Source organism: Rhizobium sp. CB3171 (assembly GCF_029714265.1).
Taxonomy (GTDB): domain Bacteria; phylum Pseudomonadota; class Alphaproteobacteria; order Rhizobiales; family Rhizobiaceae; genus Rhizobium.
The window spans coordinates 1,632,800-1,648,569 of sequence record NZ_CP121653.1 but is presented as its reverse complement, the minus strand read 5'-3'; the positions used below and the strand labels follow the sequence as shown (position 1 = coordinate 1,648,569).

General features: G+C 60.0%; 15 protein-coding genes. 2 read left to right on the top strand and 13 right to left on the bottom strand.

What is annotated here, in order from left to right; genetic code table 11:
• Positions 1-28 precede the first annotated feature (28 nt).
• The 12 genes from QA648_RS26960 to oiaX form a co-directional block, all read right to left on the bottom strand.
• Complete coding sequence (locus QA648_RS26960; protein WP_260304220.1) at positions 29-1,282, bottom strand: extracellular solute-binding protein; 1,254 nt, start codon at positions 1,280-1,282, stop codon at positions 29-31.
• Between the two features lie 84 nt (positions 1,283-1,366).
• Positions 1,367-2,011, bottom strand: coding sequence for a dihydroxyacetone kinase subunit DhaL (gene dhaL / locus QA648_RS26955; RefSeq protein ID WP_283051781.1), 645 nt, complete (start codon positions 2,009-2,011; stop codon positions 1,367-1,369).
• The gene (locus tag QA648_RS26950) at positions 2,008-3,027 is read right to left on the bottom strand and encodes a dihydroxyacetone kinase subunit DhaK (protein WP_283051780.1); all 1,020 of its coding nucleotides are present in this window, start codon (positions 3,025-3,027) and stop codon (positions 2,008-2,010) included. The genes dhaL and QA648_RS26950 overlap by 4 nt, the downstream gene beginning before the upstream one ends.
• A gap of 58 nt (positions 3,028-3,085) precedes the next feature.
• The gene (locus QA648_RS26945; RefSeq protein WP_283051779.1) at positions 3,086-4,969 is read right to left on the bottom strand and encodes a hypothetical protein; all 1,884 of its coding nucleotides are present in this window, start codon (positions 4,967-4,969) and stop codon (positions 3,086-3,088) included.
• Entirely contained in the window at positions 4,966-6,000 is a 1,035-nt protein-coding gene (locus tag QA648_RS26940) for a Gfo/Idh/MocA family oxidoreductase (protein ID WP_283051778.1), read from the bottom strand. The genes QA648_RS26945 and QA648_RS26940 overlap by 4 nt, the downstream gene beginning before the upstream one ends.
• A gap of 2 nt (positions 6,001-6,002) precedes the next feature.
• Positions 6,003-7,067, bottom strand: coding sequence for an ABC transporter permease (locus QA648_RS26935; protein WP_283051777.1), 1,065 nt, complete (start codon positions 7,065-7,067; stop codon positions 6,003-6,005).
• Positions 7,067-8,614, bottom strand: a complete 1,548-nt coding sequence (locus QA648_RS26930) for a sugar ABC transporter ATP-binding protein (protein WP_283051776.1) — start codon at positions 8,612-8,614, stop codon at positions 7,067-7,069. The genes QA648_RS26935 and QA648_RS26930 overlap by 1 nt, the downstream gene beginning before the upstream one ends.
• Complete coding sequence (locus QA648_RS26925; protein ID WP_260304213.1) at positions 8,611-9,255, bottom strand: DUF2291 domain-containing protein; 645 nt, start codon at positions 9,253-9,255, stop codon at positions 8,611-8,613. Before QA648_RS26925 ends, QA648_RS26930 begins: the two co-directional genes overlap by 4 nt.
• Positions 9,256-9,332: 77 nt before the next feature.
• The gene (locus QA648_RS26920) at positions 9,333-10,274 is read right to left on the bottom strand and encodes a D-ribose ABC transporter substrate-binding protein (RefSeq protein ID WP_283051774.1); all 942 of its coding nucleotides are present in this window, start codon (positions 10,272-10,274) and stop codon (positions 9,333-9,335) included.
• Positions 10,275-10,352: 78 nt separating this feature from the next.
• Positions 10,353-11,180 (bottom strand): phosphogluconate dehydrogenase C-terminal domain-containing protein, encoded by an 828-nt coding sequence (locus tag QA648_RS26915; RefSeq protein ID WP_104827938.1) that lies wholly within the window; start codon positions 11,178-11,180, stop codon positions 10,353-10,355.
• A gap of 94 nt (positions 11,181-11,274) precedes the next feature.
• Entirely contained in the window at positions 11,275-12,609 is a 1,335-nt protein-coding gene (locus QA648_RS26910) for a four-carbon acid sugar kinase family protein (protein WP_283054281.1), read from the bottom strand.
• A 5-nt stretch (positions 12,610-12,614) separates the two neighbouring features.
• Positions 12,615-13,874 carry a 3-oxo-isoapionate-4-phosphate decarboxylase OiaX gene (oiaX, locus tag QA648_RS26905; RefSeq protein ID WP_283051770.1) on the bottom strand — a complete coding sequence of 420 codons (1,260 nt, stop codon included), beginning with the start codon at positions 13,872-13,874 and terminating at the stop codon, positions 12,615-12,617.
• 182 nt (positions 13,875-14,056) lie between these two features.
• Here oiaX and QA648_RS26900 point away from each other — a divergent pair, with 182 nt between their 5' ends.
• Positions 14,057-14,761 carry a transcriptional regulator NanR gene (locus QA648_RS26900; RefSeq protein ID WP_260304208.1) on the top strand — a complete coding sequence of 235 codons (705 nt, stop codon included), beginning with the start codon at positions 14,057-14,059 and terminating at the stop codon, positions 14,759-14,761.
• On the opposite strand, the gene QA648_RS26895 is transcribed toward QA648_RS26900, so the two are convergent.
• Complete coding sequence (locus tag QA648_RS26895) at positions 14,749-15,150, bottom strand: response regulator (protein WP_283051769.1); 402 nt, start codon at positions 15,148-15,150, stop codon at positions 14,749-14,751. The two genes, QA648_RS26900 and QA648_RS26895, sit on opposite strands and share 13 nt — an antisense overlap.
• A gap of 231 nt (positions 15,151-15,381) precedes the next feature.
• Between QA648_RS26895 and QA648_RS26890 the strand changes: the two genes are divergently transcribed.
• Positions 15,382-15,660, top strand: coding sequence for a DUF982 domain-containing protein (locus tag QA648_RS26890; protein WP_104827239.1), 279 nt, complete (start codon positions 15,382-15,384; stop codon positions 15,658-15,660).
• Positions 15,661-15,770: the final 110 nt, after the last annotated feature.

Genomic DNA, 15,770 nt, shown 5'->3' with positions numbered 1-15,770 from the left:
AATCGGAGGGGCGGCCTCCCTCGAGAGATCAGGTGCGACCCGCGATGAAGGTCTGCAACTGCTTGGCAGCATCGGCTGGCTGGATATTGCCGGCAGCGACGTCGTTGATCACCCGGAAGTATTCGGTGGTGACATCAAGTGGGAATGCCTGGTCGCCATTCATGTAGACCTTGCTGTAGGTCTTGAAGATATCCAGCCATTTCGCCTCGAGCGGCTTCTGGTTGGTGTACTGGACATTCTTGTTGACCGAGATCGAGCTGATCTGCCCGACGAGATCCTGCTGCACCTTGGTCGACAGGAAGTAGTCGAGGAACTTGGCGGCGAGATCCGGATCCTTGCTCTTGGTGCTGATGTAATTGTATTCGGCAAAGCCATAGAGTCGGTTGGTGTTCGTCGGGAACGGCACGACGCCGTAATCATCGAGGTTGACCTTGCTGCCGCTCAACTGGCTGACCAGCCAGTCGCCTTCGAGCATCATCGCGGCACGGCCGGCGACGAACAGCGTGTAGGACTGCTGGTTGCTGATGCCCATGAAGGGTTTCAGCGTGTAGTCCTTGGTCCACTTGGCAAATTCGGTGAAGGCATCGGTCGCGCAGGGTTCTTTGGTCCAGTCGGCCTTCATGGCCATCAGCGCGTCGTGCTTGTCGGCGCCGCATTTGGTTTCGAGCAGCACGTCCATCAGACGCATGACGTGCCAGTTGACCGAGCCGCCGAAGGTGAAGGCCGGAATTCCAGCCGCCTTGAGCTTGTCGGCCGCCGCCAGCAGTTCCTCATAGGTCTTCGGCTCCTCGGTGATGCCGGCCTTCTGGAAGAGCTTCTTGTTGTAATAGATCGCTTCGCCCTTGAAGGTGAAGGGCACGCCATGCTTGCCACCCGGATAAAGATCGGCAAAGGCGGCGGCGGACGGAAGCAGCTCGTCGTTCCACTTGTACTGGGTATAGTACTTGTCGAGCGGCAGCGAGAGGCCGGCCTTCACATATTCGCCGCCGAGACCAAGCCCGGCCCAGCTGAAATAGATATCGGGTCCCTTGCTGGAGCCTGCTGCCACGCGAAGCGCTGTCTTGTGTTCGTCGACGCCGCGCTGGACGATTTCGATATGGGTGCCTGGATTGGCGGCCTCGAAATCCGCCGCCACCTTCTTGAGGGCACCGTTTGCTGCGCCGTTGTCGAAATTGAGCGTCCACAGTGTCAGGTCCTGCGCCTGGACACTCGTCGCCGCAAAGGCCGCCGCAGCAATCGCCATCGCGCCAAATCGTCTTGCATATTTGGAGTTGATGCGCATTTCCCGTCCTCCTCTGAACAATGCTGAGGGCGGTTTTGGCAAATCAATAGGCACATGTCAACTGGTATGATGAGATCATCATCATTAAGGTAAGAAGAACCCTTTGAAGCAAGAGATGACGACCGTTGCCGAGGCTGCTCCCGGATCGATATGGCCCAAGGCGCGCTCGCCAAGCCTGGAAGAACGCCCCTTTGTGGCCACCATATGCTTCGTTGCTTCCGTCCCGGCTTCAGCGGCAATCAGAGCTTCCGAGAGACAATCCGCCAGCGACCGTCCTTCGTCGCGCGCCGCCCGGCAGGCGGTGGCGGCGGGCGCCCAGGCGTCGACCATGGTCTTCTCCCCGACCTCGGCCTTGCCGCGGTCCTGGATCCCCTTGGCAAGCGCAACGAAGGCGTCCACCATGTCGTCATCCGTCAGCGACGGCTTGCCCTTTACCGCGGCACCCGCACGCATCAAGGCGGTGCCATAGAGCGGACCGGACGAAGCGCCGACGGCATTCAGGAAAGCCTTTGCCGCCGTGTTGAAGACGAGCGTCGGGTCTGCCGTTGCCGAATCCAATGGCACAACCGCCTTCGCGGCCCCCGAAAAACCGAGCTCCATGGCGATACCGTGATCGGCATCGCCGATGACGCCATCAAGCTCGCATAGACGGTCTTTTTCGCGGGTCATCGCCTCCGCTATGATGTTCAGAAGGGACTTCAGATCGTCAACGGTGATTGTCTTTGTCATCGGAGCACTTCACCAGAACGGAACATCGCGCAATCGCAGGGATGATCGATCAGTCGTTGCAGTTCGTCGTCCAAATGCATCAACGTGATCGAGGCACCGGCCATCTCCAGCGACGTGCAGTAGTTCCCAACCAGCGACAAGTGGATCTCTATGCCCGCAGCGTCGAGCGTCATCTTCACCTTCCGCATCATGATGTAGAGTTCCATCAGCGGCGTCGAGCCGAGCGAGTTGACAAGCACGGCCACCCGGTCGCCCCGTACGGGCTTCATCTCACCGAGGATTTTATCGAGCAGTTCGGCGGTCACCTGATCGGCCGGCTTGAGCGGACCGCGGGCAACGCCCGGCTCGCCATGAATGCCCATGCCGATTTCCATCTCATCCTCGCCAAGCTGAAAATTCGGCTTGAGCGTCTGAGGCAGCGAGCAGGGCGATAGCGCAACGCCGATCGTGAAGGTGCGGTCGTTCGCCCATCGCGCAATCCGCTCCACTTCGTCCAGGCTGTACATCAGATCGCAGGCGGCACCCGCTGCCTTGAAGACAAAAACATTGCCAGCGACGCCGCGCCGGCGGTCCCGTTGGTCGACGGGAGCGGAGGCGACGTCGTCCGTCGTCAGCACGGTGCGGACCTCGATGTCATCCATGGCGAGCATTTCGGATGCCATATCGAAATTCATGACGTCGCCGGCATAATTGCCATACAGGAACAGGACGCCGGCGCCGCCATTGACCGCCTTGGCGCATTCGATGATCGGATCCGGTGGCGGAGAGGCAAAGACATTTCCGATTGCTGCAGCATCGGCAAGCCCTTTACCGACGTAACCCAGGAAGGTCGGCTCATGCCCTGAGCCGCCGCCGACGACCATGCCGACCTTGCCGGGCCGCGGCCCCTCGATTGCGACGATCGACCGCGGCGATCCTTCGAGGGCGCGCACGTGGCGGGGATGAGCCGCCAGAATGCCTGCCAGCATCTCGTCCACGGCGGCTGCGCCGTCATTGATAAGCTTCTTTGTCTTCACGTCAGTCCTCCCGGTCATCTCGCTTCGGAAGACTAAGTTGCGCTTCTCGGGTGTCAGGTCAATCCATCAGCGTGATCGAACCAACGGCAAAAGGCGCGAGCGTGAGGCTTCCGCTTTTTAGTTTCCCGGCCGGGCGCAGGCATCCTAGTTCCACCTGCCGGGCCGCAGCCGTGATGTTCACCAGTAGCAATTGCGGTACCTCGTTAGCCGGCGCAGCAACAAAAGAAAGGACGGCAGTCGGGTCTGAGGAGACGCATTCCTGCCATTGGCTGCCGGCGAGGCGGGCGAGCGTGACGATCGTATTGAAGATCGGTCGCCTGCCGCCGACCGGCGATGGTTCACCCCCTCCGGCGATCAACCCTGACGGCCCAGCCAATGCTGAAAGCGTCAGGCATTCCAATCCGGCGTCGAGCACGGTAGCCGCATAGCCAAGCGCGAAGGCTTCGGCGAAACGGCCATTGTGCCGGGGGTCCCTGTTTGCCATCGGAATGCGGCGGCCGGCGGGATTATTCATCGTCCGGCTGCCATAGGGGTTCTGGCGCATCGGGATGGTGGAGGGGCCTATGCGATAGGGCTTGTCGCCGTATATGGCGCGAACCGAGCGCGTGATAAACGGCAGTGCTTCCAGCGTCTGCATCACACTGAGATCGTCAGCCGCATGTACGATCGGGTTGGTGCAATGGGTGATGAAATCCAGCGGTCCGGAAGGAACGCGCTTGCGGTTGAGTTCGGTGAAATAGCTGAGCATGCCGCCGCCAAGCCGCACGCCTGGAAAGGCTGCATGAGCGGCGGCATAAACCTCTTCAAGCGGCGGACACTCGGGCCATTTGCTACCCGGTGGCGTTGATTGCCGGTCGACCGAAGGCGATATGACGATTGCGTCCGGCTTGAAACCGGCATCTTGCATCCAACCAGCTATTTGTTGTGCTTCGACAAGCGGAGGCTGGCGGCACGGCAATGCGATTTCCAACGTCGATCGGCCAGCGTGAAGCGCCGCGATGGCCGCGAAGGAATTGAAGGCGTCAGCGCTGTGACCGGCGTCGGGGTCAAAGTGGAACAATAATTCCTGTGGCGCGACTTCGGCCAGCCGGTTGCGCGCCGCGAGCGTTGCCGTCGCTTCTTCCGGCATAATGATGAGCCCGATTGCCGGCATCGTGCCGGATTTCTCTCCGAGGCTCAGCGTGACCGGGGGCGGATTCGCAGCAAGCGTGGAAGACGCGGTGGGCGAACGTCGCATATCGCCTATGGTGAGAACGATCCGTTGCCGCATGGACTCACCGGGTGGGATGCGATAGGGCCAAGGCAGGGCAAGCGGGCGAACATAGGTCTTGTAGGAGGCATCGGACCAATTGCGCTGGTCCTCCATTTCGAAAGTGTCGCCTTCCATGCGGCACTCCGCCGTCACGTTTGACGTCACGCCATGCGTAATCGCCCGCATATCCTTGAAGGGCTGCCAGGGTTCGATGAGGTCGGGTAGATGCGTGTCCTCGCGGCTGCCATCGATATGCTCGACCGAAACCGGCCTGCCGGCAACGCCGACGATCGGATGCAGGATGCAGAAGCCGCAGCGGTTCGTCTCAAAACCGGTGGTCGTCAGCGCTTCCGCCTCGAAGATCAGCGCTTCACCGGCCTCGGCCGTTATGTGAACGCCGATTGCAAGCAAGCTATTCTCAGGCCCCGCACAGCGCGCGACATAGCTGATGGAAAAGCCGTCCTGATGCTGGTCGATCCGCAGATCGTCGATAGCTGGCGCATACGTGCCCCAATCGCGATCGCGAACCAGATAGGAGACGGCCCGCAAGACTTCGGCGCCGTCGTAGCGTATGGTTCGCAGATTGCCGTCCTTGAAGTCAACGGCGAGCTTGCCGGCGGTCAGCCGCACCGGCGGTGTTTCGGTCTCGTGCGTGCCGTAGAGCTGGAACGGATCGATCTCAGTCGTCATCGCAGCATCGCTCCGATATCGACCGGACGCCCGTTGGCGGCACTCTCATAGGCGGCCTCGACAAGAGCGAAGGTCTTGAGATTGTCCGCACCGGACGTGGAGGTCTCGCCGCCATCGGCAAGGCGGTCGGTCCAGTGCTGCTGGATGGCGAGGACACTCTCCTGAATATTATGCCATGGGCGGGAAGCCCAGGAGAGAAGCCTGGGCGAAGCATCCGACACTGTCGCGCCTTCGGGGCTATTGATCTCAAGACGATAGCCTTGCGAGAGCCGGATCGTTCCCTGCGTTCCGTCGACCTCGATCAGCGTCTCGGGAAAGGGCTCTGTTGCAAGCTTGGTCGCATAGCTCACATCGACGATCGAGGTCGCGCCATTCTGATGGTCGAGCATGATGGTTGCGACGTCCTCGCCCTTGATTTTCGGATTGACCCGTTTGGTGCGCGCGGTGAGCGTCGCGACATCGCCGAGGATGAAGCGCGCGATATCGAGCGTGTGGATGCCGAGATCCTCGATGATGAAACGCTCGCCTTCGGCAAGATAGGGTTGGCCGGAAAAGACATCGTAGCCGGAGCGGAAGGAAAAACGGCCCCAGAACGGTTCGCCGATCACGCCTGATTGAAGGACGGCGTGCACCGCCTGTATCGGTGTCTGCCAACGGAAATTCTCGTGAATCATCAGGGGGATGGCGGCGTCCGCGCAAGCCTTGACCATGGCTTTGGCGTCGCTCAGTGTCTTGGCAAACGGCTTTTGGCAGATGACGGGGACTTTATGGGCCGCTGCCATTTCCACCAGCGCGCGGTGGCTTTGCACGGTCGTCGCGATATCGACGAAATCGTAACCACCATCGGCGAAAAGAGCCGCCGCGTCACTGTAACGCCGCGCGACGCCAAACTGATCGCCGACAATTTTCAATCGCTCTGGATCGCGATCGCAGATTGCGACGATCTCCGCGCCTTTGACGTCCTTCCACGCATGCATCTGATTGACCGCGAAGAAGCCGCAGCCGATGAGCGCACCCTTGAGTTCCGTCATTCTCAACCTGCCTTTGCCATTTGCATGAGTGTCACGCGCTGCTGGAGACGGCGCTGCGCCTGATCGACAACAACGGCGATGATGATGACCAGCCCTTTGATGACCATCTGCCAGAAGGATGAAACGCCCATCATCACCAATCCGTCGGAGAGGATGCCGATGACGAAAGCGCCGATGATCGTGCCGCCGATCGTGCCACGTCCGCCGGACATGGAGGTGCCGCCAAGGACGGCCGCGGCGATGGCGTTGAGTTCGAAGCTTTCGCCGGTCGCCGGATGCGCGGCCATCAGTTCCGACGAAATGACGATGCCGACGATGGCAGCGCACAGTCCGGAAAACATGTAGACAAAGATCTTCACCAGATCGACGCGAATGCCCGACATGCGCGCCGCGCGCTCGTTGCCGCCGACCGCGAAGATATGCCGGCCGATGGGCGTCGAGCGGGCGACGTAGGCAGCAAGCAGCGCAAGAATGACGAGGATCCAGATGGAAACGGGCAGACCGAGCAGCCGACCAGCGCCAAAGACATCGAAGCCGGTCGTGTCGAATTCCGGCCTGCCGACCAGGTTCGGAAAGGTCTGGCCATCCGAAGACAGCAATGCCATGCCGCGCGCGATATAGAGCGTGCCCAGCGTCGCGATGAAGGGTGCAACGTTGAGCTTGGTGATGAGCAATCCGTTGATCAGTCCGATCACGAGACCGACGGCAAGGGTGATCAGCACGATCTCATAGAGATTGAAGTATACCGTATATCCGATCGGCAATTCGACGCCGTTGAGGATAAGCGCGCCGGTGACCATTCCGCACAGGCCGACGATCGAGCCGACCGAGAGGTCGATGCCGCCGGTGATGATGACGAAGGTCATGCCCATCGCCAGGAAGGCATTGAGCGCAACGTGCTTCGACATCAGGATCATGTTGGCCGTCGAAGTGAAGTTCGGCGCGAAGACGGCGAAGAAGATGATCACGGCAAAGAGCGCGATGAAGGTCCTGAGTTTCATCAGCGTCAGGAGTACAGAACCGTTCGACCGCTTGGCCGCAAAAGAAGAAGATATGTCCGCGGTCATCACGCGAGTTTCCTTGTATGTCCGTGTCCCTTGGCCGATGCTGCGACGATCGCCTCTTCCGTCGCCTCGCTTCTGTCGAAGACGGCAACCAACTGGCCGTTGCTCAAGACAGCGATGCGGTCGGAAAGCGCCATGACCTCTTCAAGGTCGGAGGTTGAAAACAAGATTGCGAGACCCTTGCCGGCGAGCTTGCGCATGGTGCGGAAGACATCGGCCTTGGCGCCGACATCGATGCCGCGGCTCGGCTCGTCCATCAGAAGGACCTTGGGATCGGTCATCAGTGCCTTGCCGATGACGACCTTCTGCTGATTGCCGCCGGACATCGACGTCACCTCGAAATCGGGGTTGGGTGCCTTGATCGAGAGATCGCGGATCATGTCGCGAATAGCCCTCTTCTCGGCATTGGCATTGATATGGAAGAGGCGAGCGAAGCGGCCAAGACTCGCAAGCGTCAGGTTGCTGGCGATCGAGAGCACCTGCACCAGCCCCTCGCGCTGCCGATCCTCCGGGATCAGCGCCAAGCCTTTCCGGATCCGCCGGGTGGTATCGCGTTCTCGGACCTCGACGCCGTTGATGAAAATCCTGCCGGTCGAATGCATGTGCCGGCCCATGACGCATTCGAAAAACTCGCTGCGGCCGGCGCCCATCAAGCCATAGATGCCGAGAATCTCGCCGGCGCGAACGGAGAGCGAGACGTGATCTACGGCAAGGCCCCCGGTCGGTCGCGGCAGGCTGATGTCCTCGGCGCGGAAGGCTTCCTTGCCGATCGCATGGCCGCTGTCCTTGGCGAAGTCCTTGGCATCCGATCCGATCATCGATCGGACGATCCATTTCGTGTCGATATCGCGGACCATCGCCTGGCCGGTGATCTGCCCGTCGCGCAGCACGGTGATGTAATCGCCGATCCGCATCAGCTCTTCCAGCCGGTGGGAGATATAGACGATTGCTACGCCCTGCGCCTTCAGTTCGGCGATCACCTTGAAAAGGATGTCGACTTCCGCCGCCGAAAGCGCCGAGGTCGGCTCGTCCATGATCAGAATGCGGGCATTCAGCGAAATGGCCTTGGCGATTTCGACAAGCTGTTGCTGCCCGATCGGCAGATCCTCGACCATAGTCTCGGCATTGATGCCCGCATCCAGCTTCGTCAGAAATTCATTGGCCTTTGCGACCTGCGCCTTGTGATCGATGCCGAAAAGGCCGCGCGTGATTTCGCGTGTCGCAAAAATATTTTCGGCGACAGTCATGTTGGCGAAGAGATTGAGTTCCTGGAAAATCATGCCGATGCCGCGTGCCTGCGCATCTGCCGGACTGTCGAAATGGACGGCTTCGCCCTCCAGGAGGATACGGCCGGCGGTTGGACGTTCGACGCCAGCGATGATCTTCATCAGCGTCGATTTGCCGGCCCCATTTTCTCCCACCAGCACATTGACCGCGCCGCGCCGCAGTTCGAGGTTGGCGCGCTTGACCGCGACGATACCGGAATAAACCTTGGACACGTCCTCGAGACGAAGGATGATGTCTTCCTCTGTCGTATCGCTCATGGTCATTGTTCCAACGTCAGCGCCGAAGGGGTAATCAGCGGCAACTGGCCGGATGCCGGCAGTGGAAACGCACCGGTCACATTGACCGTTTTGCCGGTCAGGCCATCTCGGGGCAAAGCAGCGAGAAAGGACGTGTTCACCTTCTCATTGAACGCTTTGCCGAATTGCGCCCATTCGATCTGGTTCTTGAATTCGTTGAAGTCTACGAAATCCAACGCGTCGCGCAGCGCCGTGCCGCGGATAGCCGGGCCGATCTGAACCTTCGCATCCGCCTTGCCGTCGCCATCGACATCGACGTCGAGCGTTGCGGCACGGGACGCCGTATCGGCGGCGGCGATCTTGCCCTTGAGCTTCACGGCATAGGTCCAGGGCGACGTGCTCTGCTTGCGTGGGTTACCGTATTTTGCGCCGGCCTCATCCGGGTTCGATGCCGCGGCCTGCATCACGGTTTTGAGATCGCCGGAACGCTTTTCAAGGTCGGGTACCGCCTGCGATTGCCAGATCGCGTCGACCTTGGCCGTAGGATCGAAGGCGCTCTTTGCCGCGTTCGCCGCCTTCTCTTCGGCGGTCGGCGTCTTGATGATCTTACAGCCGGGCAGTGCTGCGGCCAGTATGATGACCACAACAGCGCCTCTGATCCTCAGCATGCAATGCACCTCAATCTCAAAGAAAAAAGCCTGGAGAGCGCGGCTCTGCCACGCCCTCCGCAATGCTCGGTCCGCCATCAATTCTTCAGCGCGAAGGTCTCAAGCTTGTCGGCATTCCCGCCATTGATGAGAACGCAATCCATGAGCTGCTTTTCTTCCTTCGGGGTCGTCTTGTTCTTGATGTACGCATCGGCCTGCTCAACCGCCATCTGGGCCTGTGCGTAGGCGGGCTGCAGTACGGTCGCCTTGATGCCGCCGGCCTTGATCGAGTCGCGCACATCGTTGGAGCCGTCGAAGCCGACGACGATCACATCCTTGCGGCCAGCGGCCTGAAGCGCTGCGATCGCGCCCATCGCCATGGTGTCGTTGCCCGAGATCACGCCCTTGATGTCCGGGTTCGCCTGCAGGATGGTTTCCATCTTCGCATAGGCTTCGGTCTGGCTCCAGTTCGCCGATTGCTTGGCGACCAGTTTCAAATCCGGATAGTCGTCGATGACGTCATGATAGCCCTGCGAGCGGATGCCGGCATTGGTGTCGGATTCCTTGCCGACGAGCTCGACATAATTGCCCTTCTCGCCCATGAGCTTGACGAATTCCTGCGCGCCGAGCTGAGCACCCTGATAGTTGTTGGAAACGATCTGGGCGAGGGCAACGCCGGTCGCATTGATTTCGCGGTCGATGAGGAAGGAGGGGATCCCGGCATCCTTGGCCTTCTTGACGGCCGCAACCGTCGCATCGGCGCCGGCATTGTCGAGAATGATGGCCTTGGCGCCGCGGCCGATCGCCGTATCGATGACTTCCGACTGCTTGTTGGCATCGTCGTCGTGCGTCATGACGAGCGTCTCATAGCCCAAATCCTTCGCCTTGGCTTGGGCGCCCACGGCTTCGGCCTTGAAGAACGGATTGTCATGCGCGGGCGTGATGATGGCGATCAGATCTGCCGAAAAGGCAGGCATTGCGGTGCCAAGCGCAAGAGCGCCGGCAAAGGCGGCAGCAGTGAGTTTGCGTGTCAGTTTCATGGTGTCCTCCCGATTATGAAACAGCCCTGTTCCCAGCAGGGCGAAAGAAGGGAGGGCCAAACCCTCCCGGGATTTCGGTCAGGTAATGCGGCGGATGCTTTCTGCGATTTCCTGGGGCTCGAAGACATTCTTCCAGTCGTCGCGCATCAGCGCAGGGATGCCGAATTCGATCGCCTTGTTGCAGGCATCCGAAAACACACCCTCGACCTGGTTGAAGATCACGGCGCCGAGGACGTTCATGTGGCCGAGCAGGAAATCGCGAGCGGCCTGTTCCGGGACGCCGCGCGCGACGCACTCGTCCATGGCTTGCCGCATCACAACGAGCAGCGATGCGCAGACTGTTTCCGAAAGCCCAGGCTCAAGCATCGCCATCTGCTCGACGGTGACTCGGTGCGAGCGCATGACCGGCGCCCAGATGATCTTGGCGATCTCCTCCCCGAGTGCGTAGGCAGCTTCCGGCCCCTGCATCAGCGCGGAAACGATATGCTGCTTGGCGAACAGGCCGCCGAAGTGGTCGTTCTTCGCCTGCATATCGGTTTCGTCGTTGAAGATCGGCGGATGGCAGGGATGGGTGACGAAATAGGTCAGGTCGTCGCGCTTCGGCAGGTGGCCCGCAAAAGGTGCCGCGGCGTCTAGGGCGACTACTATCGTTCCAGGCTTCAGCTTGTCGACGATCCCTGCGGCAACCTTGCCGATGGCGGTGTCCGGAACGGCCAGAATGACGACTTCGGCGCCATCAAGGGCCTCGTCCACGGGCACGCACGACAGATCGAGATCGTTCTTCAAGCGGGCCTTGCCGACATCGCTCACCTCGACGTGACGGACATCGAAGCGCGAGCCTTTGAGATTTTTGGCGAGCCGGTACCCCATTTTCCCGCCGGCGCCGAAAAGAGCAATTGCAGTCATGTTTTCTACCTCGTCCATTTCAAATTGTGGTATCGCAAGTGGTATAATGAGTCAATGATCACGCCATTATCCGAAGTGCGTAAGAGTCATTTTTTTAAGCGCGTCTTCCGTCGCGGATTTGGGAAAAATACCCGTCGGTTCCGACCTGTCCGCCTTTCAGCGCGATCTGCAGTCCATTGGTCGGTGCGTAGCTGCCGTGAGCTACGCAGAGCGGCGATCCCGGCGTCTGGGGCAAGGGGAGCAGCGTCGTCAGCGCTTCCACGCGCAATTCCCTGAGCGCATGACTCGACGTGTCGCCGCCGGCGATGACCACACGGCCGAGCTTTTCACTTTCGACGATACGGCGCAGGATGGTGCCAAGGCCCTGTCCGAGCCGGTGCCGGGCACCCGGAAAACGGTCGATCGCGCTGCCGCGATCGGCCGAGGGGCCAAGCGCCGTGTGCAGGATGACGCTGCGGCCCGTCTGCAGGCTGGTAATGCCGGCATTGACGGCATCTTCGATCGCCCGGTCAGCACTTTCGCCGATGAGTGCCAGGGGATCGACGTCGATGCCGTCGAAACCATCCGTCATCGCCGTGCGTATCTGCCGTTCTGTCGTTGGCGAGACACTGCCGGAAACCACTGCGAGGCGTTCGACCTTTCCCGGCGGGGCGAAAACGGGGCGTTCGCCAATCAGACCTTCGTGGCGCCAAGCATTGAGAAGTGCGTATTCGACACCGGAGGACCCGGCGACGAAAGGCCCGTCCTTTGCCGCGCGCCGCCAAAGCTGCGTTCCCGTAGCCGCCTGCGTTTCGGCGCTGTCGACGTCGATCAGCATGATTCCTGCCGTCTGGCCCGCGCGTTCGTCGACTTGTTGGTTCGCATCCGGAGCCGCCAGGGTCACGAGATCAACGAGGCTGACGGGAAGCGAGGTCTGCTTGCCGAGATGCAGCGTCAGATCGGCTTCGTCCATCGGCGTGACCGGATGCCGGCTCATCACCGGATGACGATCGATGCGGTAGACCTTGCCCTGATAGGCCGCGAAAAGGTGGCCGAAGGCGGTGTAGCGCTTGAGCTGCGGCGCACCCACAACGACCGGCACCGAGGATTGCGCAAAAACCTCCCTGCCGATCTCGATCGCCTTGCCGATATTGCCGATGCGCGGACTGGAATCGAAAGTGGAGCAGACCTTGTAATGGCATATCGCCGCGCCGCGCCCTTTCAGCCACTCGAATGTCGGAACAAGATGCTCTTCCATCCATTCCGGCGTTTCGCTGCGGCTTGTGCCGGCAATGCCGATGGCACGGCATTGCTTAAAACGCTCAAGCAGTGCCGCATCGGGGATGCCGAGAAAAAGCACGGTCGGAACGCCGTTCGAGGCCAGGGCTTCCATCACATCGGTGGAGCCGGTGAAGTCGTCGCCGTAGTAGCTGATGAGAAGATTGCCCATCGTCGTCACGCGCCCTTGCCGTCGCTGAATTTCGCGATCGAAGCGGCGAGTTCGGGATGATCCTTGGCATAGTCTTCGAGCGGGATGTCGGTGACTGCGGCCTGCCACGCCTGTTGGATCGCTCGGACGCCGGCGGCCGGTCCGAAGGGGTGGCTTACGATGCCGCCGCCGCAGAGATAGAGCAGATCCGTGGTGCGGCCGGTCCGCCGGTAGGTTTCCGGCGCCTGGCCTCCCCATTGACCCGAACCGGCAACGGGCAGCGGACAATCGGACGGATCGAATAGCGGCGTGCTGATGGCCTTGAAGGACTCGACGAAGCTTTCGTCCGGTTCCCAATATTTGACGCGGATACCGTTGATCTGGAACTGGTCGACGCCGAGCAGACGCCAAAACTGCTGATAGACCTTGAAATCCATGCCGGCGCCGGGATGGCGGGTCAGCACATCCCAGCCGTTGCGGTGGGCGTGCAGCACCAGTCCCGAGCGCTTGCGCAGGAAGCTCATGCCGCCAAAACCGACGGAATTGATGTTGACGACGGCACAATTGCCGCCGGCTTTCAAAACGAGGTCGTGGTTGCGCATCATCTCGTCGGGATCGGCGTGGGAAATGCCGAAGGCATACATCACCTTCTTCCCGGTCTTCTGTTCGTGATCCAGGATCAGCGGCATGATCGCCTCGACACGCTCCTTGAGAGGCGAGTAGGCGGGGCTCATCAGCTTTTCGTCGTCCTTGATGAAATCGACACCGGAGCTGATGAGGTCGCCGACCAATTCCGCGGTCTCAGTGGGGCGAAGGCCGAGCGCCGGCTTGACGATCGTGCCGATGATGGGACGTCCCTCGACCCCCGTCAGGCGCTTGCTGCCGGCAACACCGAATTGCGGACCGGGATGCGCGCCGCGAAAGGCCTCCGGCAGCTTCATGTCGACGATGCGAATGCCCGTCATGCCTTTGATCGAATAGACGCCGCCAATCGCAATCGTCATCAGGGCTGAAAGATCGGTGCCGACGGCATCAAGCGGAAAGGCGATATCGACATCGGCGCGATGAAGGGGACCATGGCCGGCCGCAACTTCGGGCCATGTCGGCCGATCTGCATCTTCGAGCCGCCGGATGCTGAGGACCCGTGCCGCCACCCGCGATTTCAGCTCTTCCGTTTCGCCGGGAACCGGCACGAACGTACCCGTCGACTGATCGCTGGCGATCTTGTCGGCCATCGCTTCGATGTGGCCGGGCGTCTCGATGCGATAGGTGATGGTAATGCTCATCAGCAGCCGTTGCTCCTCTCGCCGACGATTTTGTCGTGGCGTCAACTCGTGATCTGGTATAATGAGTATTCCAATTTGTGCAACGATTTTTTTGTTCAGGAGGCCCTAAGTCGCGCCGAAGGGCTTTCTCGGCGCTATTTGACATTGCATAAGGGAGAAAAGCCTTGAGCCAGCGAGATGCCATGAGCCAGCCAATCGAACAGATTGTACGTCGGAAGCTCTCTGACGAAGTCTTCGACCGATTAGAGCGGTTGATCACGTCGGGAGAACTCAAACCCGGCGATGAGATGCCGTCAGAGCGTGTTCTCATGGAGCGCTTCGGCGTCGGGCGCCCGGCGATCCGCGAGGCGATGCAATCGCTCGCCAATATGGGATTGGTCAGCATCTCGCATGGCGAGCGGGCGAAGGTGCTTCAACTGACCGCGAAATCGATTTTCCGGCAGGTTGATCTAACGGCGAAGATCATGTTGTCCCAATCTTCGGACTCTCTCGAGCATCTGAAGAGCGCGCGCATATTCTTCGAGCGCGGCATGGCCCGGGAGGCCGCGCCGCGGGCAACGGAAAAAGATATTGCCGATCTCAGAGATATTATCGAGCGTCAGCGGGCATCTCTGGGGCATGCCGAAGAATTCATCTCGGCCGACATGCAGTTTCATACCCGGATTGCCCAGATTTCCGGAAACCCGATCTTTGTCGCCGTCAGCGAGGCAATGCTGGCATGGCTGAAAACCTACCATACCGAGATGCTCATCTGGACCGGCAAGGAAAAATTCACGCTTGTCGAACATGAAGAGATATTGGAGCGGCTTGCCGTCCATGATGCCGACGGTACGGAAGCTGCGGTCCTGAAGCATCTGGAGAGGTCGAGGGCCCTCTATACCAAATAGAGTTTGCGTTTCTGCCTGCCGAACAGCGCCTTGGCGATGTGTTCGATCTCAACGGCTTTTTCACAGAGGATGAAGCCCGTAAATCGGGTGCGAACGATGGGCGGGTGATGGCCTATCGCAAATATATAGGGAAGCTTCAGCCTCTGAAGCGTTTCCACGATCGGAAATACAAATCCGGCGTCAAGATGCAGATCAAGGATCACTGCATCCGCCTTCTTGCCTTCGATCAGTTCGAGAGCGTCCTTCGCCTTGCCGACGGGACCGATTAGGAAAATGCCAAGTTCGCGCAATTTCCCGCGCGCCTTTTCCGAGAGGAAATATTCGTCCTCGACGATCAAGAGCCGCTTGCCCGAAAACATCTGGCTATATGTCACCGCCGAGTCACTCATCTTTCGATCCAGAAACTGTCCCGCAGACCCACGAACATTCAAAGGCAACGGTTGTTCCCGAGCCGGCAAGAGGATGTCAATGATGCTGAGGAACGCAATCCTGCTGCTTGCGAGCATTCAGGGATATTCCAGCCCTACGCATGCAATGTCATATCTCTTCAAATAGCGCTCCATCCTGCGGGAACAATCATCTTGACGCCTTGTTTGGTGGGAAAATGACAGGGGGAGCAGATGAACGAGATCATCGACGTCAAATTCAAAATGCTCTGGAACGCACCGGTTTGCGTCGCAGTAGGTGGCCGCTTCGTCTCGTGCGTGAACGGACCGGAAGACGCAATCCATTTCCTTTCCGTCAGATGGCCGTCCGAAAGAGGCTCATATTATGTGAAGGCAAAGGAAAAGTGCCTCGCGGCCATTTCACATCGCGCCACCTTGGAGGCTGCGCGCGAAGCTTTTGTCATGGCCTGTCTCGAAGCACGTCTGATACGGGACGAGCGATCGGCATCGTGAAAACTACCGTTTGCATCCGATCGGCGATTCCCCGTTTGCCGAAACAACAGGGAACAAAGAGAGCGACGATTGGTTGACGAGGGTGTGACTTTCAAATTGCAGCGCGCCTC